At 63.7% G+C, this 23049-nt stretch carries 19 protein-coding genes and 1 pseudogene; 11 read left to right on the top strand and 9 right to left on the bottom strand.

Annotated features, from left to right (window positions below):
• Positions 1-50 precede the first annotated feature (50 nt).
• A complete protein-coding gene (locus tag ACWDUD_RS24200; protein ID WP_072815567.1) occupies positions 51-776 on the top strand; it encodes an SDR family NAD(P)-dependent oxidoreductase in 726 nt (241 codons plus the stop codon).
• A gap of 209 nt (positions 777-985) precedes the next feature.
• Here the strand turns inward: ACWDUD_RS24200 and ACWDUD_RS24195 are convergent, their stop codons facing one another.
• Together ACWDUD_RS24195 and ACWDUD_RS24190 are read right to left on the bottom strand one after the other, a co-directional pair.
• Positions 986-1993 (bottom strand): DDE-type integrase/transposase/recombinase, encoded by a 1008-nt coding sequence (locus tag ACWDUD_RS24195; protein WP_283235678.1) that lies wholly within the window; start codon positions 1991-1993, stop codon positions 986-988.
• Between the two features lie 17 nt (positions 1994-2010).
• Entirely contained in the window at positions 2011-2466 is a 456-nt protein-coding gene (locus tag ACWDUD_RS24190) for a hypothetical protein (protein WP_072815569.1), read from the bottom strand.
• A gap of 212 nt (positions 2467-2678) precedes the next feature.
• Between ACWDUD_RS24190 and istA the strand changes: the two genes are divergently transcribed.
• On the top strand, positions 2679-3929 hold the full coding sequence (gene istA / locus ACWDUD_RS24185; RefSeq protein ID WP_072816434.1) for an IS21 family transposase: 1251 nt from the start codon (positions 2679-2681) through the stop codon (positions 3927-3929).
• Positions 3929-4714, top strand: coding sequence for an IS21-like element helper ATPase IstB (gene istB / locus ACWDUD_RS24180; RefSeq protein ID WP_072816436.1), 786 nt, complete (start codon positions 3929-3931; stop codon positions 4712-4714). Before istA ends, istB begins: the two co-directional genes overlap by 1 nt.
• 397 nt (positions 4715-5111) lie before the next feature.
• Here the strand turns inward: istB and ACWDUD_RS24175 are convergent, their stop codons facing one another.
• The 4 genes from ACWDUD_RS24175 to ACWDUD_RS24160 form a co-directional block, all read right to left on the bottom strand.
• Positions 5112-5342 (bottom strand): antibiotic biosynthesis monooxygenase, encoded by a 231-nt coding sequence (locus ACWDUD_RS24175; protein WP_083584026.1) that lies wholly within the window; start codon positions 5340-5342, stop codon positions 5112-5114.
• Positions 5339-6226, bottom strand: coding sequence for an alpha/beta hydrolase (locus ACWDUD_RS24170; protein WP_450110938.1), 888 nt, complete (start codon positions 6224-6226; stop codon positions 5339-5341). The genes ACWDUD_RS24175 and ACWDUD_RS24170 overlap by 4 nt, the downstream gene beginning before the upstream one ends.
• Positions 6227-6249: 23 nt before the next feature.
• On the bottom strand, positions 6250-7317 hold the full coding sequence (locus tag ACWDUD_RS24165) for an LLM class flavin-dependent oxidoreductase (protein ID WP_072816407.1): 1068 nt from the start codon (positions 7315-7317) through the stop codon (positions 6250-6252).
• Positions 7318-7470: 153 nt separating this feature from the next.
• On the bottom strand, positions 7471-9243 hold the full coding sequence (locus ACWDUD_RS24160) for a sigma-54-dependent Fis family transcriptional regulator (protein WP_238072387.1): 1773 nt from the start codon (positions 9241-9243) through the stop codon (positions 7471-7473).
• Between the two features lie 439 nt (positions 9244-9682).
• On the opposite strand from ACWDUD_RS24160, the gene ACWDUD_RS24155 reads away from it, so the two are divergent.
• Complete coding sequence (locus ACWDUD_RS24155) at positions 9683-10132, top strand: limonene-1,2-epoxide hydrolase family protein (protein WP_072816166.1); 450 nt, start codon at positions 9683-9685, stop codon at positions 10130-10132.
• A gap of 124 nt (positions 10133-10256) precedes the next feature.
• Complete coding sequence (locus ACWDUD_RS24150; RefSeq protein WP_072816164.1) at positions 10257-10844, top strand: TetR/AcrR family transcriptional regulator; 588 nt, start codon at positions 10257-10259, stop codon at positions 10842-10844.
• 62 nt (positions 10845-10906) lie between these two features.
• On the opposite strand, the gene ACWDUD_RS24145 is transcribed toward ACWDUD_RS24150, so the two are convergent.
• Positions 10907-12124 carry an acyl-CoA dehydrogenase family protein gene (locus ACWDUD_RS24145; RefSeq protein ID WP_072816161.1) on the bottom strand — a complete coding sequence of 406 codons (1218 nt, stop codon included), beginning with the start codon at positions 12122-12124 and terminating at the stop codon, positions 10907-10909.
• A 230-nt stretch (positions 12125-12354) separates the two neighbouring features.
• Between ACWDUD_RS24145 and ACWDUD_RS24140 the strand changes: the two genes are divergently transcribed.
• Positions 12355-14115, top strand: coding sequence for a sigma-54-dependent Fis family transcriptional regulator (locus ACWDUD_RS24140; protein ID WP_238072117.1), 1761 nt, complete (start codon positions 12355-12357; stop codon positions 14113-14115).
• Positions 14116-14768: 653 nt separating this feature from the next.
• On the opposite strand, the pseudogene ACWDUD_RS24135 reads toward ACWDUD_RS24140, so the two are convergent.
• Positions 14769-14858, bottom strand: a pseudogene (locus ACWDUD_RS24135) (VOC family protein); the annotation flags it as partial.
• A 455-nt stretch (positions 14859-15313) separates the two neighbouring features.
• On the opposite strand from ACWDUD_RS24135, the gene ACWDUD_RS24130 reads away from it, so the two are divergent.
• The 4 genes from ACWDUD_RS24130 (at position 15314) to ACWDUD_RS24115 (ending at position 21527) form a co-directional block, all read left to right on the top strand.
• Positions 15314-19663, top strand: a complete 4350-nt coding sequence (locus ACWDUD_RS24130; protein WP_072816158.1) for an LAGLIDADG family homing endonuclease — start codon at positions 15314-15316, stop codon at positions 19661-19663.
• 567 nt (positions 19664-20230) lie between these two features.
• The gene (locus tag ACWDUD_RS24125) at positions 20231-20479 is read left to right on the top strand and encodes a hypothetical protein (RefSeq protein ID WP_072816155.1); all 249 of its coding nucleotides are present in this window, start codon (positions 20231-20233) and stop codon (positions 20477-20479) included.
• A complete protein-coding gene (locus ACWDUD_RS24120) occupies positions 20476-20739 on the top strand; it encodes a hypothetical protein (RefSeq protein ID WP_072816153.1) in 264 nt (87 codons plus the stop codon). Before ACWDUD_RS24125 ends, ACWDUD_RS24120 begins: the two co-directional genes overlap by 4 nt.
• The gene (locus ACWDUD_RS24115; protein WP_450110937.1) at positions 20733-21527 is read left to right on the top strand and encodes a metal-dependent hydrolase; all 795 of its coding nucleotides are present in this window, start codon (positions 20733-20735) and stop codon (positions 21525-21527) included. The genes ACWDUD_RS24120 and ACWDUD_RS24115 overlap by 7 nt, the downstream gene beginning before the upstream one ends.
• A gap of 96 nt (positions 21528-21623) precedes the next feature.
• On the opposite strand, the gene ACWDUD_RS24110 is transcribed toward ACWDUD_RS24115, so the two are convergent.
• A complete protein-coding gene (locus ACWDUD_RS24110) occupies positions 21624-21776 on the bottom strand; it encodes a hypothetical protein (protein ID WP_169918160.1) in 153 nt (50 codons plus the stop codon).
• A gap of 257 nt (positions 21777-22033) precedes the next feature.
• On the opposite strand from ACWDUD_RS24110, the gene ACWDUD_RS24105 reads away from it, so the two are divergent.
• Positions 22034-23035 carry an IS4 family transposase gene (locus ACWDUD_RS24105; RefSeq protein ID WP_450110936.1) on the top strand — a complete coding sequence of 334 codons (1002 nt, stop codon included), beginning with the start codon at positions 22034-22036 and terminating at the stop codon, positions 23033-23035.
• Positions 23036-23049 lie beyond the last annotated feature (14 nt).

The raw sequence follows: 23049 nt of genomic DNA, 5'->3' as shown, positions 1-23049 counted from the left end.
TATGGACGCGGACCGAGGACTACGGAAGCAAAAGGAGCGGAACACCTCTCATGGAACTTGATCTGACCGACAAGATTGCACTGGTCACGGGCGGCGGCTCGGGCATCGGGGCGGCATGTGTCCGCGAGCTTATCGAGCTAGGCGCCACCGTCGTCAACGGCGACCTACAAACAAGCACTGCCCCGAGCGAGCGCCATACAAGCGGTCGAATCCACGAGATCTCGGTCGACGTATCCAAGCCAGACCAGGTCGAGGCCATGGTCGGCGAGATCGTCGACAGGTTCGGCCGGCTCGATATCGCGGTCAACAACGCAGGCGTGGGGATGCCGGTCAAGGCCACCGTCGACGACACCGCTGTCACCGAATGGACTCGGGTAACCGACATCAACCTCAACGGTGCGTTTTTGTGTACCCGTGCTGAGCTCAAGGTTATGAGCACGGGTGGCAGCATCGTCAACGTCGCGTCGGTGATGGGGCTCGTCGCCACGCGCGGTGCCAGCCCCTATGTCGCATCGAAGCACGGACTGATCGGACTGACCAAAGCCGCCGCACTCGACTGCGCCAACAAAGGCATACGTGTCAACGCCGTGGCTCCGGGCTTCATCGATACCCCGTTACTTCGAGGCAGAAGCGCCGAGCTCGAGGCAGCACACCCACTAGGTAGACTCGGAACGCCCTCCGAAATCGCTTCGGTGGTCGCTTTTCTCGCCTCGCCCGCAGCTTCGTTTGTCACTGGGGCCGTGGTGACTGCGGACGGCGGTTACACTGTTCGCTGATCCGGGCGCGCCGTGCCCGCGTGCCCTTCCGGCACGAGACGCTCTCTATTTCCAGAGGCGAAACGCACCCCTCGTCGTCGACAAGGGTGCGCCGATGCTGAGAAGTCGTTGGACGACCGGTTCCATGATGGCGTCGTCCCGCCGCTCACATCGGACAGCTCAGCTGAGTCCGCGGTATCGGTCGCGATCGTGACGGGTGCCGGTAATTGTCAACCTGTCTGAGACAGGCGGGTGGTGTTGATACCGGTCGGTCGAGGCAGCGGGGACGCCAACGGCCGACGCCGCAACCGCTGCGGGTGCCGGGCGTGGATCCGGTCGAGTCGGTCCTGCCGGCGTCGGTGGTCCTCGACGGCGGTGCCGAGGAACACCGACGCCGGGGTGTACCGCCCCAACCCGCTGTGGCGGTGCTCGAGGGCGTACCGGCCCATGAAGTCCTCGGTCCACCGCCGGGCATGGTCGATACTGTCGAACCGCGGCGGACACGACAGGTCGTACTTGACGGTCTTGAACAACGACTCGGAAAACGGGTTGTCGTCACTGACCCGAGGCCGTGAATAGGAGGGCAGCACCTGGTTGGCCTCGAGCGCGTCGAGCAACTCGAACGAACGCATCGAGGACCCGTTGTCGGCGTGCAGCACCTGCGGCGCCCCGAACACCTCGAACGCCTCGGTGAACATCTGCACCGCCGCGGCGCCGGTCTCGGCGTACTCGATACGCCAGGCCACCGGAAACCGCGAATACACGTCGATCACCAAATACAGCAGATACCGGTCCTGGGTGCGTGGGCCCCGCAGCTCGGTGATGTCCCACGACCACAACGCGCCCACCGCCGGGGCCGCCACGACCGGCTTGCGGCGACTGACCGCCGGGCCGGGGCTGCCGCTGCGGCTGCGACCACGGCGCCGGTCCCCGACCAGGTTCTGGGTGTGGGCCACCCGATAGAAACTCGACTGCGAACACTCCACCACACCCGCATCGAAGGACCGCCAATACAGTTGGCACACCGACAGATCCGTGTTCTCGTCGGCGAGAAGCACCTCGACGATGGTGTCCTTCTCGGCCGGTGACAACGCGGCCGGCTGCGGCCGATCCTTCTGAGGAACCGGATCGGGCACCGGCTGATAGTGCCGATACCCGCGGGCATCGCGGTAGTAACTGGCCCGTGGTATCCCCGTCAGCTCGCAGGCCTGCACGATCGAGACGCCAGCTGCGGCCAACTCGGTGACGGTGTCGGTCAGGACAGTTTTCTGCGCTCGAGCCACTGCGCGTACTCGCGGGCACTCATCAGCGACGGCGGGATCTGCGGCTCCTCGTTGGTCGAACTCTTGGTGATCCCATGCAAGAGTTCGAATGCTTTTCCCAGAATGTCCTGGGCTGCCTCGGCCTGCGCGACTTTCTCGCGGAGGCGTTCGTTTTCCTTGCGGAGCTTGGCGAGTTCCGCGCGGTCTCGACTGTCCAATCGGTCCCTCGAGTTGTCTGCTGCGGTCACCATCGACTCCTGCAAGTCTCCCGAATCCCGGGCTTGGATCCAACGCCTGACAGTATTGCGGTCGAGTCTGTTCTCGCGGAGCAGGCGGGTCTTGGCGCCGCGTTCGAGGCACTGGTCCCACTGCCGCAGGAACTCGATCCGATAGGCCATGGGATAGGCGGGTTTGCCGGTGCGGGTCCGCCCGACGGGGATGTCGATCATCTGGGTGCTCCGATCCCCACGCTGGTTGCCAGGTGTCTCACGATCATCCTGGCAACCAGCGGTGCACCAGCGCACTCGCACCAACCTCACCAACCTGAGCAACCTGAGCAATGCGACGTCCGGCGACCCGACTGTCAACGGCGGTCGAAAACCAGTCCAGAAACGACGGATGAAAACCAGGCCACCCAACCACGATCGGATGGGTGATCTCGATGGAAGACTGGGCCCTGATCCGGCACCTGCACCACAGCGAGAAGCTGTCACAGCGTGCCATCGCGAAACGGTTGGGCATCGCCCGCGACACAGTCGCAAACGCGCTGGCCAGCGACACACCACCGAAATACCAACGACCCGCCGTGGCCTCCGCGATTTCCGAAGCCGAACCCAGAATCCGGGCGTTGCTCACGGCGTATCCGACAATGCCGGCCACAGTGATCGCCGAACGCATCGGCTGGAGCGGATCGATCACCTGGCTGCGTGAACGAATCCGGCTGCTGCGCCCCGAATACGCGCCGGTCGATCCAGCGGACCGTCTCGACCATCAACCGGGCAGAGCCGTCCAATGCGACCTGTGGTTCCCACCCGTGAAGATTCCGCTCGGGTTCGGCCAGTTCGGGACGCCACCGGTGCTGGTGATGGTCGCCGCGTTCTCACGATTCATCACCGCGATGATGCTGCCGTCCCGAACCACGATGGACCTGGTCGCCGGCATGTGGACCCTGCTGGCGCACCGGTTCGGGGCGGTGCCGCACCAACTGTGGTGGGACAACGAGGCCGGGATCGGACGCCGGGGACGGCTGACCGTCCCGGTCACCGCATTCATCGGCACCTTGTCGACGACGCTGATCCAGCTCAAGCCCTACGACCCGGAATCGAAAGGCATCGTCGAACGCGTCAACGGCTATCTCGAAACCTCGTTCCTGCCCGGGCGCACGTTCACCTCACCGGCAGACTTCAACACTCAACTCACCGACTGGTTACCGATCGCCAACGGCCGGACCGTGCGCCGAATCGACGGCCGTCCCGACGAACTCGTCGCCGTCGACACCGCCGCAATGCTGGCCCTGCCACCGGTCCCACCCAGCACGGACACCGTCATCGAGTTGCGGCTGCCCCGGGACTACTACGTGCGCGTGGGCGGCAACGACTACTCGGTCGACCCGTCGGCGATCGGGCATCTCGTGCAGGTCACCACCGGACTCCACGCCGTCACCGTCACCGGCGCCGGTCGACCGCTCGCCGACCACGAACGCCTCTGGGCCAGCGGACTGACCGTGACCGACCCCCGGCATGTCGACACCGCAGCCCGGCTCCGGCACCAGTTCCAACAGGTCTCCTCCGACACCTCCGATAGCGGGCACCCGATGCGGGACCTCGCCGACTACGACCAAGTCTTCGGTGTCGACTTCGGATCCACCGCAATCGAGTCCACCATCGGATCCTCCGATGGGGAGGTGGCGTGATGGCCGCCGAGGATCCGATCAAACAGGTCGAACACTACGCACACGCGCTCAAGGCACCCCGGATCCGCGACGCCGCGGCCCGACTGGCCGCCCAGGCCCGTGAGAGCGGCTGGAGCCACGAGGAATACCTCGCCGCGGTGCTTTCCCGCGAGGTCTCGGCCCGCGAATCGTCCGGCGCCCAGATCCGCATCCGATCGGCGGGGTTCCCGACACGTAAATCGTTGGAGGAATTCAACTTCGATCATCAACCCACCCTCAACCGGGAAACGATCGCGCATCTGGGCACCGGCATGTTCTTGACCCAGGCCCGCAACGTTGTGCTGCTCGGCCCGCCCGGAACCGGCAAGACCCATCTGGCGATCGGGCTCGGCGTCAAAGCCGCCGGGCACGGCCATCGGGTCGCGTTCGCCACCGCCGTCGACTGGATCACCCGCCTGACGACTGCGCACGCCGCCGGTCGACTGCAGGCCGAGTTGACCCGGTTGCGCCGCGTCGGGCTGCTCATCGTCGACGAGGTCGGCTACATCCCGTTCGGGCAGGACGCCGCGAACCTGTTCTTCCAGTTGGTGTCGAGCCGCTACGAGCATGCCTCCCTGATTCTGACCTCGAACCTGCCGTTCGCCCGGTGGGGTGACGTGTTCGGCGACCAGGTCGTTGCCGCCGCGATGATCGACCGCGTCGTGCACCATGCCGAGGTCTTGACCCTGAAAGGGTCGAGCTACCGACTCAAGGACAGCGGAGTGGACACGTTGCCGTCCGCCCGGGCCGAGAACGCGGCACAATAGTCATGACTTTGTGGCCAGATTTTCGACCGTCGCTACCGGCCGACTTTTCGACCGTCCCTGACACCCGACAGACTCATGTGGTGAATCTGCCTGCGCTCGAGCTGTGCCAGTAACCTTAATTATCGAAGCCGCTGCAGCTAATGACCTCGGACATCGATGCCTCGGCCTGCAGGCTATCGGTGGGCGCGAATAACGTCCGCCGATAGCCTGCAGGCCATTTTCAATTGTCAGTCAGCGATCCAGGAAGGGCTCACAGAACGCCGAGCTCCCCTTTCCCCTCAGGCATGGGCATGAGCAACGTAACTGTGAAGGGGCTTTCCTCCGAGCCCTCCAAAGCGCGCTTGAGTTCGGTAAACGGCGCACTCGCACCATGGTTCGCCAGCGCTTCCCCGGAGTCCTAATGCTCAATGATCACGAAGTCTCCCTCGCCGCGGGTGACTCGGTGGAGCGCATATCGCCGACAACCGACCTCCTCATGCACAGCTTTCACCGCTGTACGCAACGCGGCCTCCAGATCGAGCGTCCGCCCGCTGGCTGCGGTGAACACTGCCACGGCAACGACATCATCACCACGCGCCGTGGTGGTTGCAGCGTCGGCGTGTCGCTGCTGGGATTTGGTGGCGGTCACGTCTCGAACCTCTCACGCAGGAAGCGACCTGCGATCTCGAGTGCCGTCTTTGCCTCGGGGAGGAAGTTGAAGAGCGGGTAGATGTGGATCATGCCCTCGCCGATCTCAAGTGTGACGCTGCCACCAGCGTTCTTGATTCGATCGGCAAGCCGGACAGAGTCATCGAACAACCCCTCGTCGGTTCCCACGAAGATCAGGGTGGGGGGCATCTTCTCGAGATTCGCATGAAGCGGTGACCCGTAGGGCGTTTCCCGAGGGTCCCGGCCTTGCAAGTACGCGCCTCCCATCTGTTGAACGAGCGCAGCGGCCGGCAGCGGATCCACATTCGCACGTTCGGTCAGGGAAGCCGCCTCGCCCGTAAGATCGACGAGTGGGGAGAGCAACACCAGCGCGTCCGGAGCTGTGTCACCAGCGTCACGTAGCGCAAGCGTGACCCCGGTCGTAATCCCTCCGCCGGCCGAGTCGCCGGCGATGGCGATCCGTTCGAACTCCGGCTGGTTACGCAACCACCGGTATACCGCCAGAACGTCGTCATTCGGTGCCGGGTAGGGGTTTTCCGGGGCCAGTCGGTAGTCGACGACCAGTACGCGGCTACCTGTCTCGACCGAGAACCGGTAAGCGAGTTCCTGGTACCCTGACGCGCTGCCCATCGACCACCCTCCGCCGTGGACGTAGATGGTCGCGCGCTGGTAGTCGGCACCCGGTGCCGTCACCCAGATGCACGGCACTCCATTGACGACAACGCGCTCGCAGCGTGCGTCATCGGGGAGTACGAAGTGGGCAAGTACCTCCTCGTAGAGCGTCCGGTAGTCCTCAACGGTCGCGTCAGGTTTGGACACCAGGTGTGAGAGAAGCTGACGTGCGCGCGCGATTTCTGTTGGCATGGAAACTCCTTGCTTCAATGCGATCACAGCTGCTGAAGTTCGGGCAGAACTTCCTTGTTGAAGAGATTGAAGCTCGCCTCCGCCCTGTCGCCGTACAAGCCTCCGAAGTGAAAGACCATGATCGGCTCGTACTCTCCAACGATTTCCTTGCGGGCTTGGTGTTTCGCGATCATCTCCTCGGGCGTTCCCCAAATCTGGGCGTCGACGTAGGTTTGCACCACCTGTTCGATTCCGAGTTCGTCGATCGCTTGCTTGGCGGCGGCGTAGGAGGCGTAGCCTGTGGTTTCCTCGAAGTGGCGGCCGCCGAATTCGTAGTGCTCCACGCAGGTGATGTAGTAGTTGGCGACGTGCTCGGCGGCGACCTTGCGCGCCGCCTCCGAGTCGGGGTGGCAGTAGGTGAGGTCGATCATCATCGGGGGCGGCGCCTGCACCCCGTGGGTGTCGTAGAAACTCTTCCGGTAGTCTTCGATCATGGGCATGTGATGCGTCTCCATCGGCCCCTGGATGAAGGCCATCATCTGCGCACCGAGGCGACCTGCGGCGACTGCAGAGTCGGGGCTCATTGCCACGCAACTGATTCGATCCTTGAACGATGCGAGTGGTCGGGGGTGGATCGGTACCCGCGGCTGCTTGTAGAAGGTGCCATCGTTCTCGGCGTATCCTTCCTCGAGTCCGCGAAGGATCATTTCGGCGGCCTCGTCGAAACGGCCCCGGGATTCACCCATGTCGAGTCGGAATGCCTCGAATTCGCGTCGTGCCAGGCCGCGGCCCATACCGAAGATCACGCGGCCATCCGCCAAGTTGTCCAGCAGCGCGATCTTCTCGATGACACGCAGCGGGTCGTTCCACGGCAGAATCACCGCGGTGGTCTGGAGTTTGATCGTGCTCGTGCGAGCAGCCAGGTAGGACAAGAACTGTGTGTTGTCGGGGCACATCGAGTATCCGGGGTCGAAGTGATGCTCGACGCATCCCACACTGGCGTAGCCGGCTGTCTCTGCCTGCAACGAGAGCTTGAGGTGGTCGCGATAGACCTCATGGTCACTGCGTGAGTTGTTGTAGTTCTGCAGGAGGTTCGTCATATGGACGCGCATTGCGGTGTTCCTTCCTCGGCGAGATTCCGCAGGTTTGACCGGCTGTGAATGCCGTCACGTCACTGTCGGGGAAATCAACCGATTCATGGTGTCCCAGTACGCAACATGGGTTGGTGTCACGGCGGATCGCCGGGCGGAACAGCTGGGGTCCGTTCAGACGATGGCCGAGTCGATACCTAGCGCGCGCATCTTGCGGTACAGCGTCGAACGTGCAATCCCCAAGGCTTCAGACGCCAGTTTCTTGTTGTCACCGGAATCGCGAAGCGCTTGCAGGATGGCATCAGCCTCCATCCGCTCTAGCCCGGACAGGCGCCGCCGGGCACCTCGTCTGTGGATCTGGACCGGAAGGTCGCCGATCCCGACGTAGTCGTGTCGCACCTTGCTGAGTACTTGTGCAACAACAAGGTTCAAAGATCGAATGTTCTCCGGCCAATCAACCCGGGCAAGCGCCTGGATAGCGTCCGGCATCCACCGTGGCGGGTTGGCGGCGCGGGAGTGCCGGAGAGACAGATTCTCGACGATACTCGAGAGATCCTCGGGCCGTTCAGTCAGCGAAGGCACTGCTATGACATCCGGGAAGCAGACCTGGAGATGGTCGCCGAGTGCTCCGCTGGCAGGTGGTCGACCGGAGGTGGCGACGACTCGTACCGCTGTGGTCGTCAGGATCGAAGCGAGCCGGAGCCGCCACTGATTCGGGATTCGATCGAGGTGGAGCAGAACAAGTGCGCGGCCCTCGTTCGCCGACCCGGCGATGTGTTCGAGCCACTCCGGGGAGGCGTCGTCCCCGTCGAACGCTGCGGCGTCCCGGCCTGCGATGCAGCGGGCCACCGATGCCTTCCCTGTTCCTGGATCTCCGTACAACAGTATCGACGAGTCGGTGGCGCGTGCCAGCTCGTGACGCATTCGGTTCCAGGTGTGCCCGTTGCCGGACAACCCCGGGAGCGAAACCGTAGCCAGGTCAGGCCTGCGGGCGGGTTCATGGAGGCGGCTGAGACGCAGAACTACACCCTCGTCGGATGTGGGGCCCGTGACGAACGAGCGTTCTACCTGAATACGCACCCCACCATCGAGCGACATGACACTGACGGAGCGAGTGCGGTCGGCGAAGGTTGTCTTCGCGTGGTCCCACAACATGGCCTGGTCTACTGCCCCGAGCAGACGAGTGGCTGAGGCGTTCGCCATGACTGTGCGGGCATTGACGGCGACAACCGGGTGTCGGGCATCTCGATTCTCTCGGAGGAATTGAGCCAGTAACAGCCGTTCGCTGACGGTGGCCGATTCGAGCAGCGTGGCCTCGATGTCTGCCACGATTTCCTGCACCCACGACAGGGCGAGCGGCGACGAGTCGTCGACGCTGCAGGTGAGGTTGAGGCTGCCCAACAGCTGGCGGGTGATCGGATGGACTACGGCGTTTCCCGCAGAGGTCAGGTCGCTGAATTGCGGTGCGAAGTGTTCGGGGCCGCGAACCAGCGTTGGTTTTCGGCTGATCAGTGAACTGCCGCTGGAGGTTCCTACGGTGGCTTCGTCGACGCTGAAACCGGCGACCACATCGAGTCCCTCGAGGGTTTTCATGATGGGCGCTCCACCGGCCCACTGCTTGAGGATTACGCCTTGGTCGTCAGTGAGTGACAGGCACATTCCCAGGCTCTGCAGCTGGTCGATTCGCGATCGACTGGCAAGTGCCGCGTCCGTGGCGGCAATCAGTTGCTCACCCCGCTCACGAAGGTCGGCTGTCAGTGGCGCGATGCCAGATGGATTGAGCCCATATCGGACGCACCGCTTCCACGACGCTAGGACGTCAGGAGTTGGGTGATTTCCACCGCCAATGCCCTCGAAAAGACCACTGCGGTCCTGCAGCAGCGCTGCAATGTCGGATTCAACGTCACTGTCAAATGGCCCCTGCAAACGTGAAGAAGTGTCGCGCATCACAGCGCTGATGATTACCCCGCTATTGACGGCCTGTCAAGAAGGGTGTCGGGTCTGCGCTTCGAGAGGCCAGATGGCGGATCGAGTTACCGGAGACGGCGATCAGGGTCCAGGAGCCAGCGGAATGCCACCGCAATACAGAGGGAGTGACTACGCAGTTCGTGCATCGCCGCAGGTTATCGATTACAGGGTCGATCTCGCCCGATCCGCCAGCACCCATGAATCGTCACAACGAGGTCCAGCAATCGTCGGCACCGGTGGTCCGAGAGCTAGACCGACGGCGACGCGGATCCATTCATCGCTCATCGCTCATCGCTCATCGCGATAGCGATGCGCCATGTGCTCAGAGAGAGTGTGTGTCGATCTGGGACAACTTCGTGTGACTGCCGACACATAAATTTACGTGGGTTCGGAGATTTCCACGGAACAGGAGAATGAAGTGACACAGTCGATCCAGCGCCCCCAGTGGGCCGATTCGTCTTCCGAAGCAGCGCGTGCCGTCGGCGCGGACGAAGAGTTGGTTCTCGAGTTCATGGCGGCCTTGAGCAGTAACGACGCAGATCGGCTGATCGAGTATTTCGCCGAAGACACGATGTACCAGAACATGCCGCTGCCGGCCGCGTACGGGCGTGACGAGGTCCGTACGACACTCGCCGGCCTGTTCACGGTGATGCGCATCGAGAAGATCGACACCTTCTACATCGCATCTCGCGATGGGGCCGTATTCACCGAGCGGGTCGACCTGCTCACAGCACTTCCTACGGGCAAGTCCTTCGAACTTCCCGTGACCGGCATCGTGCACATCAAGAACGGCAAGATCACCGGATGGCGTGACTACTTCGATCTGCGTAGCTTTGAGGAGGCGGTTGACTTCGCACTGCGCGGCTAGTGAGACACCGACGGTAAACCCTGTGAAGGGGTGCGCGTGTGGGCCCAGTCGATCATGCGACTGGGCCCACACCCGTTTACGTTGTCGAGACTCCAACGCAGTGCCAGGCAGCTACGGTGTCCTCATGACGGTCTACCACGCTCCCGATCGACGTGTTCGGCTCGACGCCGACGACCGCAGAGAGCGGATGATCGAGGCCGCGCAGCTCATCTTCGCCGACCGAGCATACGACTCGGTCTCGACCGAGGAATTGGCACGAGCAGCAGGCACTACCAGAACGAATCTCAACTACCACTTCGGCAACAAACGCAACCTCTATCTCGAGGTACTGCGACGCTTCGCCGCACTGCCGTCACATCTCCCCCGGGACGTTACCCAGAACGACGCGTCCGTCGCCGATGCCGCCCGGACACTGTTCACCCGATGGCTCGATCTCGTCGAGGACAACCAGGCAACCTTCACCGCCCTGATGCGAGCGCAACGGACGGCAGACGACGAGATCGTGGCTCTGCTCAGGGGTAGCCTGACCTCCTGGGAGGATCGCATCCTCGTCGTCACAAAGATGCCTCCGTCGGACGTGTCCCGCGCTCAAGTACGCGCGTTCCAGGGAATGATCTCCGCCGCGACGACAGAGTGGCTCGAACACGGCACGCTATCCAAAGACGAAGTGCTCGAGCTCCTCGTCCGTGGAGCAGCCGCCCTCACTGACTGATGTGTGGTGCGGGTGCCCGCTGGGCGACCGCCAGCGGCACCCGCACCACGACTGCGTTCGGGTCAGCCGAAGAAGCCCAGGGCCGCCCGTCCGATCATGTCGTAGGTCTGGCCTGAGTTGACCGGATGGTAGATCCCGGCGCGTGCATCGCGGAACACCCGCTCAAGCGGCAGGCCACGGCGGATCGCACTGCCACCGACCAGCCTCAGCGCAGTGTCGGTTGCCCGAATCGCCGCCTCCGTCGCAGCGACCTTGCCGATCGCCACTCGTGCGGGACGTTCGTGCGGGTTCCAGTCGGCGTCGGATCCGTCGAACAAAGCCTCTGCGGTGCCCCGAACCGTCCACTCGGCAGCTTGCAGGTCGGTCAGCGCCCGGCCCAGCTCGTACTGCACGTAGCCGACGTCTCGGACTGCCTTCTGCTCGCCCTCCTGCGTCCGGCCGAGGTTCTTCTTCGCCAGCGTTTCGGTCGCCAACCGCAGCGCACGGTGGCCCACACCGAGGTATACGCCCGCAAAGGGGAAGCAAGCCCATTCGATTTCCCCGAACAGGCCGTTGCGGTACGAGCCGCTGTAGGCGTCCGCAGGCACGGCGACGTTGTCGAAAATCAGTGTCTGCGTTCCACTGGCGCGCATGGACATGGTGTCCCACGTGCGGTCGATCTTCAGACCCGAAGTCGACGCCGGGATGACAAACACCGCCTCGCGGTCGGCGTGCTCGGCGAAGGTCTCCGGGAGAGATCCGTCCTCGTTCGTGATCACCGCAGTGAAGGCGATGATGTCTGCATTCTCGACGTACGTTGCCCAGTTCTTCTTGCCGTTGACGGTCCATCCACCATTGCCGTCGGGGACCGCCGTCGTGTCGGAGAGGCCAGTGATGCCAGCCCGTTCCTCACTGAGCGTGCCAGAGATCATGTCGCCGGACTCGACGATCCGCCGGAAGAGACGCTCGCGTGCCGGCTCGTCGAGCAGGTTGCGGAAGATCCCAACCATGACATGATGCATGTTGAACGACAACGTGATTCCCGGATCACCGTAGGATGCGAGTTCTTTCTCGACCAGTGCCGTGGTCCACACATCAGCACCGAATCCGCCGTACTTCTTCGGGATCGCCAGACGCGGAAGACCACTCTCCTTGTACAGGGGCACGAGCTCCGAGGGGAAGAGGTTCTCCTCATCCGCTTGCCTGCCCAGGCGGTCGAACTCCACTGCGAGCTTACGCGCGCGGGCAACCAGATCGGCGCGCTCCTCCGCGGTGACCTCGACTGCGTGCTTGTTAACCATCTCGACTTCTCCTCTTCTTGAAAACAGTTGCTGTGCCGCCCAATCGGGTGTGCCGGCACCTGCGAGGCGGCCGCCGGGGGCACCCCTTGTACAGCCGCTGGCAAGTCAGACGCTATGAGCGGTCCGTCAACAGAAGGTGTCCCAGAATCGGACGGTGATCGAGCACTGTTGACATCGCGTCAGGAGCGCTCCACAATGTCGATGTGACACAGGTCATACAGCATCGCCGCATGCGTTCCGCCAGCCAAGACGTCGACGAGCGGGTCCGGGAGCTGCTCCACGAACGCAGACTGGGGCCAGAGACGAATATATCGCCGTCTGTCGTCGAATCCTGGGCACGCAGTATCCGTTATGGACTCGACCCGAGCGCAGTCGAGCCTTGCAGCAGTATCGACTATGAGCTGGACCGTCGACTCATCGACGCGGCCGACACGGTGATGTCGTCACGAAGCAGCAACCTGGATATGACCGAAGGGTGCCTCTACCTGACGAACAGTGCCGGCATCATCTTGCGGCAGTGGTCGGGAGATTCTACCCTCAACAACGAATTGCGCCGACTCGACGTCGAACCGGGCTTCCTCGTCTCCGAAACCACCCTGGGGACAACCAGCGGTTGCACACTCATCACCGGTACGCCGTCATTCATACGCGGACCCGAGCACTTCGGAGACCAATTCGTCGACTACACATCCGCGGGCATGACCATCGCCCATCCGGTACTCCGTAGGATAGTCGGCAGCATCAACCTGATATGTCGATTCAGGGACACCTCCCCAGCGGCACTGAGCTGGGTCTGCGAAATTGTCCGGGCGATCGAGTCTGCGCTGCTCGATACTTCCACCCAGTCCGAACAACTACTGATGCAAGGATTTCTGCTCGAGAACCGAGACTCCCGCCACCCCGTAGTCGCGGTCAGTGAACGCACCGTGGTCACCAACACCGCCGCCGCACGAATGCTCGGCACCGTCGACCAGCTCCTCCTGTGGGAGTACGCCTCTCACATCGCGACGAACCCGGACCAGACGCCAGATCCATTCACACTGGGCGATGGTTCGACCGCGACGGTTCGGTGTAGATCAATCGTCAACAACAACGCGCTCGTGGGCATCGTCATGAACCTCGCTCGATCGAGTCCAGCACGCACCACCCGCAAAACATCGGCCTCATCCGTCTTGAAGGACCTCGTCGGATCAACCAAGGCGTGGAACTCGATGTGCGAGAGGATATCGAGAATTGGAGGAGCATCACTTCTCCTCGTGGGAGAGCCCGGAGTCGGTAAGTCCACCATCGCTCAGGCACTCGCGGAACCAAACTCCGTCACGTTCGACGGAGCCGACTTCCAGTCCGATCCTGCATGGATCAGACGAATCGAACAAGCACTTGATAACAGAAGCGGAACAGTGCTCGTCCTGAACATCGACCAGATCCCAGACCAGTCGGCGTCAGCGCTTGCTGCGGTGCTGGCGCGTCATCAACACATCAACCGGATCATCGGAACATCGACCGAGTCGCCTCCAGATCCGCACACGGACGAATCGCCGCTATCGCAGTTCGTCGCCACCATCCCCGTTCCCTCACTGAAGGACAGGATTGGCGATCTCCCCTCCCTTGTCACCCATTTCACGGAGTCAGCCCGACAAGAGCGTGACAACGATTCGCCCGTTCGGTGGATGTCCGACGCGCTTCAAGCGCTGTCACGTATAACCTGGACCGACAATCTGACCGGACTCGAACGCACCGTCCGGCAAGTTGTCATAAACACACGATTCGACTACATCGGCGCACGCGACCTCCCCAGCAATCTTGCGGCACAGACCTCTCGACGACGGCTGTCGAAGATCGAACGGATCGAAGCTAGGGCTATTGTCGACGCCCTCCACAATGCTGACGGAAACAAACTCCGTGCAGCCGAGTCTCTAGGCATCGCCCGGTCGACGCTGTATAGGAAGCTACGATCTTTGGGTATCGATCTCACGGAATCGACATTCTGATCGACCGCGCTACGCACCGGAACGAGATAGCTATATTCACGCGCACCCCATCGCGAAAATGTCAGACATCAGCGCCACCAGCCTGGCACCATTTTCAGTCTTGGTAACTTCACCTCGACTACCGGATCATCTCTCCCACATTGCGCATGGCGTTGCTGCAACTGTGGAACCTGTGATGGGCGGGCCCGACGCAGCCCTGACCTGGAGACGGTGAATATCGCGGCGTCGCCCCGCCGGGCGCGTGCGAGCTCTGGACGGAGCCAACAACTCACCCATGCGCCAGGCGTGCCAGCGCCCTTCTCCGCTCCAGTTGTGGCGACTGCAATATCCCTCATTCGCGGCGGCGAGAAAATCGCCGCATTGTCGGTGAGCCGGTTTCCGACGCCCGCGGGAGGGCACGCATCGTCACCGACCACCGATGTCGGCCGGCGCGAACGCATTCGTATTCGCATCTCTACTGGCTACACCAGCTCAAGCGCGTGCGCGTCCGTTCCAAAGTACGAGCCGATCTGCCCTCGTGATCACTCGAACTGTCATGCAGCATAATCTAATTGAGCGGTTCCGAGCGTCATCCAGACACGATCAGGTGGCTTTGTCGGGCTACCTCCGCGACCACACCGAAGGATCAACACATGCGGCCAACCCGCAGCGCTTCAGCCGATCTGCTCGAACAGCGACACCATGTTCCCTTCCGACCTACGCACGTCGGCCACCCGCACACTGTTCTCGTCCTCGCCGATCCCGCTCCTGGGCAAGACGAAGGGCCCCGGCGCCGACCGGCGCGAAACTTCTGGCCGAGTCCTGCCGTACGGTGCCGGGCATGCGAGCACGAACCGCTATGACCACGCGGGCCGGACGAGGAAGGCCCGGGTTCGGCACCCACCTGCTTCTCGCGGCGCTCTTCGGGCTGCTGCGCATCTGGAACCTCGACTCCTGCTCGGTTGGCCCCGGGATCGGGTTCGGTATGGTCGCCGTATCCTGGCTCGCCGTAGGCCTGATTCGCAGGTCGCGGCCATCTTCCGTCAGCAGCGACGCCTGAGCTGAGCGACGGCCTGTTGCCACGACATCCCGGCTTCCCGTGGGCAGCCGGGGTTGTCTCGTCGCCCGCCACCTCGCCGGGCGGTTGAACTGTCCTGGGACGGATAACGACCCTCGTACGGTGTGGCCGTCCTGTTCGTCGACTGGGAGGCCGGAGCCGATGCCCACCCGATCCACATTCGGTGCCCGCGCGGGTGCCGCCGCCAAGGCGAAGGCGAAGCAGAAGGGAACCGAGGTACTACGAGATTGGCTGGCCCTGACGTGGTTCACCGACTCGACTCCACTGCTCGGACTGCGCCGATCGGTGTGGAACTGGCTCCTGCTAGTTGCCACCGTGGCGATCAGCTACCTGGCCGGCGCCACGGTCCCGCTCCTCATCGCAGGCCTGCTGTTCGTCGGCGGTGCGGTGACCATCGGGCGGGCCATGCGAGTAATGCCCGCCCGCCGCCGATTCGTCGAAGGCCTCGTGGAGGACACCCGGCAGGTCGCAGGGCATCCCCGCTCCACCACCGCGGTACAGGTGCCGGCCTCATCGCGGATCAAGGTGTCACGGTGGGGTGCGAAGAACCGCCCGTTCGTCATGGACGTGACGATCGCGAAGACCGCGCCCGCGGCACCGCCCCTGGCCCGTGGCCTGCTGGAGAAGGCACTCGACCAGGTCCCCAACCCGCACACCGAAAGCGGCGGCGGTTGGATGTACTCCACCAACGCCAAGACCGGACAGCTCCACGCCGAGGCAGTGCCGGCAGGCGACGAGCGGCTCCACCAGCAGCGCGAGATCGCATATCTGCGCAGCAAGTTCACCGACTGGTTCAAGCTGACGTCGAAGCAGCTCACCGATGGGATGTACGACCTGCAGGTCACCGACTGGGCAACCCGGGAGCACCCCACCGAAGGACCCGTCCCGGTCCCGGCCGCCATCGCGTTCGCATTCGGGTCGCACAACGTCGCTGCCCAGGACACCCGCGACGGAATCGAACGGGCCTGCGACGCCGAGTACCTGCGTGGGGTCGAATGGATCTACGCCTGGTCCGACGGCACCCTCGAGATCATCGGTGTCGACCCGGACTCCGTCGACGCCAAGCGGAAGCGGTCCGCGCGGTGGGTTGCCGACCTCGTCGCAGGACAGGCCAAGGCAGCGCGTACGAAAGACTCAGTGACCTCGGCTGTCTCCGGTTGGCAGGAGGAAGTCCACGGCGATCCGTGGGTGCCGATCGCGTTCACCGCGGACTTCGGATCCGGCGCGTTCACCACCGGCCGCGACCAGAGGGCCGTGGAGAACGTGATCGACGACGCGATGAGCGCCTCCGCCGCCGGGCTGATCTGGGCCTACGAGTGGACCGTGGGCGCGACGACCACCGTTGAGGCGCGGGCCTTCCCGTCGAATCACATCGGTGCGCTGCGGAAACTCGAGCTCAAGCGGCTGCGCAGCGTCGTCGAGCAGAAGTTCGGTGGCCGCCGCAGCGATGTCGACGTCGAGGTGATCTCGTGGGAGCCCTGCGATGACGAAGCACCCGTTGGGTTGCCGGCGCAGGTCCGGGTGCGGTTCGGCGCACTGGACGTCTCGAAGTCCGAGACCAAGGATGCGTTCGAGCAGCACTACGACGGCCTGTACACCGCGTGCGACTGGCACTACGACTGGCGCTCGGCCGAGGGCCTGGTCAATCTTACGGCGGTGCCGCGGCTGGCCGACGCAATCGCCTTCCCTGAGAACGGAACCCCACTGTTCGAGGAGATGATCGAGAAGTTCCGCGAGGGCAAGATCTACATCGGTCCGCAGAAGGGCGGGGGCACGTTCTACTGGGATCTCAACAAGGTCGCGCATGGACTGATCGGCGGGAGGACGGGTTCGGGAAAGATGCTCGACTGTGAAACTCCAATCCTGACCGAGGGTGGATGGGCGCGGCTAGGGGAACTTGCTGTAGGCGACCAAGTCTTCGACGAGAACGGGCAACTGTGTTCCGTCACCGGGGTCTACGACCAGCCCCTGACCGACACATGTTTTGAGGTCGCCTTCTCCGACGGAAGCACCGTCATCGCGGGCGACGATCATCTGTGGTGGACAGAGGACCGCACTGCCCGACGATCTCGTTCGGATGCGCGACACGAGGACAACCGAAAGCGTCATCCGTGGTTGTCCCCTGCGCACGTGGCGCAATTGCGAGCGGCAGCGGCTGGCGCGCAACCGGATGATGTGATCAGCATCCCTGAAGTTGCCGAATTGGCTGGAGTACCGCCGACATCGCGAGCGCTCTACCGGCTGGCAAAGTCGATCGGACCGGCCCGCGAGCTACGTCGCATGTTGCGCGAATATCGGTATACCGAGCAAATGGTGTCTCAACGACAAAGGGTGCTGGTCTTCGACTCCGCGGCGTTGTGTGAGTGGGCTATCGCCAAGGTCAGGTCCCCAAGGTTCGGGAAGGGACCGTTGGCCAACCAAAAAGATGCCCTGTTGGCTCTGTGTGCGCACTACCGTACCCATGAGTCGGTGACCTCCGCAGATTTTGCCCTGGGCCTCGGTATCTCGAACAAGGTGATGCGTTCGTGGCTGGAACCGGCGAAAAGCGCAGTCCCGTATCGACTTGAGTCACGCGAAGTTGTGCTCAATGTTCCTGACAAAGTGCTCCAACGTATGGGCCCTCCGGTGGTGCTATATCCCATGCAGGCTCTCTTGAATCTGGTCGCCGACTACGGCGAGCTACCCAAGTGGGACCAGCGCTCTCTTCGAGCGCAAGGGCAGGTTCGCACGACCTGCGAGATTCGGCACACGCTGCGCACGAGAAGCGGTCATCTCAATCACTCGATCCCTGTGTGCAAACCGCTGCAGTTCGCTGAGGTCGATCTTCCTGCTGACCCGTACACGCTGGGAGCGTGGCTCGGAGATGGGTCGAGCCGGGGACCGGTCATCACGAGCATGGACCCGGAAATCGTGGACCGAATCGCCAGTGCCGGCTACACGGTCAAACCCTACAAGCTCAGCAAGACCCGCCTGGATGAAGGATACGGTGCACAAAACTATGGCATTGGCGGACTGAACGCGGGCCTGAAGACGCTGGGTCTACTGAAGTCATCGCCTGGTGCGAGCCGCAAGCACATTCCGAGCCAGTATCTATCTGCATCTGAGGAACAACGCCGGGCGTTGCTGGCCGGGCTACTCGACACCGACGGAACGGTTTCACACTGCGGTGCCGTCGAATTCGACAACACGAATGAAAGACTGGCCAAGGATGTCTTGGAATTGGCGCGCGGTCTAGGTTACCGAGCAGTTCTACGCTCCAAGCCCGCAACGCTGTATGGCACCGCGTATGGCACCTGCTACACCGTGTCTTTTTCCACTCCGGACAAGGTGTTTGGACTCCTCCGCAAGCAACGAGCGCACCATGAGCGGTCGTGCAGCACGAACACGAGCCGTCAGGACTGCCGGTATATCGTCGGCATCCGGAAGGTCGACCCACGACCAATGCGCTGCATCTCCGTGGACTCCCCTACCCGACAGTTCCTGGCGGGGGAAGCCCTTATCCCTACGCACAATTCGGTGAGCCTCGACATCATCCTGTTTTTGACGTTGTGGTGCAGCGACGTCGCCGAAATCATCGTGTGCGACCCGAAGCGAACCGACTTCACGTGGACTCCCGAGTTCCCCTCTGTCATCCGCTTCGCCGCCGGAGCGCTCGAGATCGTCGATGCCGTGGGATATGTACGCCAGGAGATGGACCGCCGCCAGACGATCCTGAACAAGCGGGGCGTACGAAACCTGCGCTACCTGCGGAAGCTGTATGCCGAGCATCCCGAGTTCGAAGTTGAGGACGGCCCGGCCCCGAAGCGGCTGATTCTGTTCTTCGACGAGCTCGCGAACTTCTGGATGAAGTCCGACAACGAGGACATCGAGGCGCAGAAGGTGACCGCCCGGACGCAGATGGAGGAACTCGGACAGCTCGCCCGCGCTCTGGAGATCAACATGATCCTGGCGGCGCAGAAGCCCGACAAGGACCGCATGTCCACCCAGCTCAAGGAGATGTGCGAATTCCGGCTCTGCGTCGGCCCGGTCAACGAGTACACCTCGAAGCAAATCCTCGACACGAATCACGGCACCCGCTTCCCGGAGGAGGGAACACCGAAGGGTCGGGCCTGGGCCACCACCAGCGAACTCGGCTTCCGCGTGGTGCAGGTGCCGTACCTGCCGAACTCGACCGAGGACGCGCCCTGGCCCGCATCGGTGGCGCCGCGGCCGCCGCATCCGATCGCCGGGTCGATGGACCGCCTGCGTGCACTGCTCGCGGCCCAGGGCTACCAGCAGGTGATGGTCCCGAACTCCGATGGTGGGCGGGAGCCGCGCTGGGTGCTGACCGACGAGCCCGTCGCTCCGGCGAAGGTGCAGGCCGTACCGGTGGTGGTGGACAAGCCCGCGCAGGAGCCTGTGGTTGCCCCTGTGCCGGCATCGGTGGGCGCCGCGGCGGGGACCGGTCAGGACGAGTGGGACGGCGACGAGTGGGACGGCGACGAGTGGTGAACCAGGAGTTCCCCGGCGGGCGGCGACCTCGAATATCGCCACTGCTGTACCGAACGTGGCAAGTCGTCACCGATCACAGGTCGAGCCGCATGCTTCACCAGATCGATGTGGCGAAGGCCTCTCGTACGTTGACGTGACTTCGATCGAAAGGACTCCGATGTCTGCTGCACAGAAAACAGGAGACTCGCCAGGTGTTTTCGTCCACGCCCGTGAGCGTTGGCGGACGCTCCCGCACTGCACCAGAGTGCGGTCGGGGATCGCGGTGGGCGTTCCGCTCGCCCTTGCGATGTGGATGATGCTCGCACCACGTGAACGAGGAACTGTCCACGCTGCGTGGCAGACCGCGGACAGTCTGGGTCGAGCAGCCATCGTCGTGTTCTGCATCGCCGCAACCGCGATGCTCAGCTGGCTACTGTGCGTGATCGTGACGGGCCGGTCACGCCACTCCCCGAGCTGCACCTGTCAGGACCTGGACAGCGAATCGTCCGGTAGCAGCGACGCGACACAGGGGCACCGCTGATGGCGCCGCCGAGGAAAGGACCACGCGAGGGAATCGTTTCGCGGGTCGTGTTTTTCGTCGTCGTCATCGGGATCGTGTTCGGGATCTTCCAGACCGTGACCGGCGGAACCAAGGTCGGCGACGATGGATGGTTCCGCATCGGGAACCAGAAGATCACCGAGCTGTTCGATCGGGGCAGTGACACCGCCAAGGAACAGCTCGAGGAGATCACCGACGGCGCCGGGACGCAGCTCGGCGAAACGATCCGCGAACAGCTGTCGACCACCGCACCGGCATCGGAAGGGAACGACGAGTGAGCATCCTGAAGTACGTGCTGTGGGTGGCGGTCGGACTCGGCGTGTTCCGCGGCTGGGTGAACTGGTCGGAGTCCGAGGGCGTGGACTCGACGACCATCGTCCGGCTCTTCGAGACGATCGTGAACACGATCGCCGACCTGACCTACCAGTGGCTGCCGGCGCTGTTCGACCTGATCGGCGGGAAGCCTGTGACTGCACCGGACAGCGGTCCTGCGGTCGAGAGCCTCGCCCCGTCGATGGTGGGGGTGTCGTCATGGTGATGGGACCGACACACGCGATGTCCGGCGCCGCAGTCGGACTCGCGGCTGCCGCGGTCCTCCCGACCGGCTGGGGTGGCCCATCCTCGCTCGCCGAGACGTTCGTTTGGGCTGGCGTCTGTGCGGGATCAGCGCTGCTGCCCGATCTCGATCACCCGCAGTCGACGGTGGCCCGGTCGTTCGGCGTGGTCTCGCAGATGGCGTCCGAGGGCATCAACGCGGTATCTGTGGCCTTCCACGGGTTGACCGGCACCCGCCGCGACGGCACCAGATCGGACGGACACCGCACCCTCACCCACACGCTGCTGTTCGCAGTCGTCCTGGGCGTGGTGGTGTCGGTGCTGGTCGCGACGTTCAGGAAGCCGGCGATCATCGGCACGCTGTTCCTCACCCTCGGGCTGGCGATCCGGGGTCTGGCCGGGGACTGGTCGAAGAAGCAGGGCTGGCTCGCCGTCACGCTCGCGGCCGCGCTGCTGTCGGTGATCGCGTGGCAGGCCTTCCACACTGAGACCGGGTCGGTGTCCCTCGGTGTCGCTGTCGCGCTCGGCTGCATCACACACTGCATCGGCGACGGCATCACCCGTGAGGGCATTCCGTTCCTCGCGCCGCTGGTGACGGTGAACGGGAAGCGGTGGTGGGAGTTCACGCTGCCGTCGCTGCTGCGGATCCGCGCTGACGGGCCGTTCGAGAAGGTCGTGCTGCTGCCAGCTCTGACAGTGGCAACGGTCGTGCTGGCGGTGCTCGCGGTACCGGGGTTCGAGACGGTCGCTGACGCCGCAGCCGCCCGCTGACTCCGAGCAGGTGTCGGGAGCACTGACGATGGGCACAGACGAGTAGGAGAATGGCGTCACCCCGGGATTTCCTTGGGGTGACGCCCTTCTCGTGTATCAGGCGGCGAGTTCGCGTCGTACTGCTCGACGTTCCCGGCGGTTGGCGCGTTCCTTGATCCGCTTCACTTCTCCGGGCTTCCAGTTGGTGGCCCGGCGGCTCACGCGGGTGAAGGCGTCTCGTTCGTCTCCGCCGACGGTCTTGCGCTTCATGGCTGCTCCTGCCGTTCGCTGTGCTGTTGTGATGACACAACTTTCGCAACCGGGCGCAGTTGGTGTTGCAGACCGATAGGCCGCGCTCCCCCGCCGCTCTCAGCCGCCGGTCTCATCCCCCGCGTCGGCGTCGGCGTCGGGATTAGGGCCAATGCCGCGCAGTTAAGGATTTTGTGGGTGTGTCAACCCTCCACAACAGGCAACGGAGTTCCTGCTAGAACAGTGTCGACCAAGATCACCGCACGGCAGGAACCCCGTTGGACACACAGTCTGTCATCCCACCCGCCCGCACGGTAGCGGCGGGCCGGTTCGCTCCCGGCCACCTCGGCGAACTGACCCAACTCGTCCCGTTCGAGATGGTCGACGAGGCACTCACCGCCACCGGAACCGTGCAGACCCGCATCCGCGAACTGCCCTCGCGGGTGGTGGTGTACCTACTACTCGCCGCGGCCCTGTTCGAGGATCTCGGATACCGGCAGGTCTGGGCGCGGCTGACCTCGGGCCTGACCGGACTGCCCGTCGCCGACCCCGGATCCTCGGCGCTGACGCAGGCCCGACGCCGGATCGGCCCGGCACCGCTTCGCGCATTGTTCGAACTCCTCGCCGGCCCACCGGCCGCGCCGGTGCGCTGGCACGGCCTGCTGGTATGCGCGATCGACGGCACCTCGATGTCGGTCCCTGACAGCGCCGCGAACCTGACCCGCTACCGCCGCCAAACCGGCTCGCACGGCGGCTCGGGATACCCCCTGCTGCGCCTGCTGGCGGTCGTGGCCTGCGGTACCCGCACCGTGCTCGGCGCGGTGTTCGGGCCCACCGATATCGGCGAAACCCGCTACACACCAAGATTGTTCGGATGTCTCCGCCCCGGCATGATGCTGTTGGCCGATCGCAATTTCGCTGCGGCCGACCTGATCGCCGGGGTCGCCGGTACCGGCGCCGATCTCCTGTTCCGTTGCAAGGACTCCCGTCGACTGCCGCCGGTCGCCACCCTGCCCGACGGGTCGTGGCTGACCATGCTCGGAGCGCATCGTCTGCGGGTGATCGACGCGCAGATTCTCGTGCACACCGACGGGTCCACCCGCACCGGCCGGTACCGGTTGGTCACCACACTGACCGACCCCCGGCAGTTCCCCGCCCTCGACCTGGTCACGCTGTACCACCAACGTTGGGAGATCGAAATGAACCGTCCTGGATCCGGTGGAGACTTCGTTCAGGCCACCTCGGGGATTGAGGGGGCGGTGGTGCGCTGCTCACGGTAGCGCGTCTCGTAGTC

Source organism: Rhodococcus sp. NPDC003382 (assembly GCF_053589135.1).
This window is presented reverse-complemented; position numbering and strand designations above follow the sequence as displayed.

Excerpts from the sequence above, each read along its gene's own strand:
- ACWDUD_RS24200 (WP_072815567.1), top strand. The coding sequence starts at position 51 with ATGGAACTTGATCTGACCGACAAGATTGCACTGGTCACGGGCGGCGGC.
- ACWDUD_RS24190 (WP_072815569.1), bottom strand. The coding sequence starts at position 2,466 with ATGATCGACATCCCCGTCGGGCGGACCCGCACCGGCAAACCCGCCTAT.
- istA (WP_072816434.1), top strand. The coding sequence starts at position 2,679 with ATGGAAGACTGGGCCCTGATCCGGCACCTGCACCACAGCGAGAAGCTG.
- istB (WP_072816436.1), top strand. The coding sequence starts at position 3,929 with ATGGCCGCCGAGGATCCGATCAAACAGGTCGAACACTACGCACACGCG.
- ACWDUD_RS24170 (WP_450110938.1), bottom strand. The coding sequence starts at position 6,226 with ATGCCAACAGAAATCGCGCGCGCACGTCAGCTTCTCTCACACCTGGTG.
- ACWDUD_RS24165 (WP_072816407.1), bottom strand. The coding sequence starts at position 7,317 with ATGCGCGTCCATATGACGAACCTCCTGCAGAACTACAACAACTCACGC.
- ACWDUD_RS24160 (WP_238072387.1), bottom strand. The coding sequence starts at position 9,243 with ATGCGCGACACTTCTTCACGTTTGCAGGGGCCATTTGACAGTGACGTT.
- ACWDUD_RS24150 (WP_072816164.1), top strand. The coding sequence starts at position 10,257 with ATGACGGTCTACCACGCTCCCGATCGACGTGTTCGGCTCGACGCCGAC.
- ACWDUD_RS24145 (WP_072816161.1), bottom strand. The coding sequence starts at position 12,124 with ATGGTTAACAAGCACGCAGTCGAGGTCACCGCGGAGGAGCGCGCCGAT.
- ACWDUD_RS24140 (WP_238072117.1), top strand. The coding sequence starts at position 12,355 with ATGCGTTCCGCCAGCCAAGACGTCGACGAGCGGGTCCGGGAGCTGCTC.
- ACWDUD_RS24130 (WP_072816158.1), top strand. The coding sequence starts at position 15,314 with ATGCCCACCCGATCCACATTCGGTGCCCGCGCGGGTGCCGCCGCCAAG.
- ACWDUD_RS24115 (WP_450110937.1), top strand. The coding sequence starts at position 20,733 with ATGGTGATGGGACCGACACACGCGATGTCCGGCGCCGCAGTCGGACTC.
- ACWDUD_RS24110 (WP_169918160.1), bottom strand. The coding sequence starts at position 21,776 with ATGAAGCGCAAGACCGTCGGCGGAGACGAACGAGACGCCTTCACCCGC.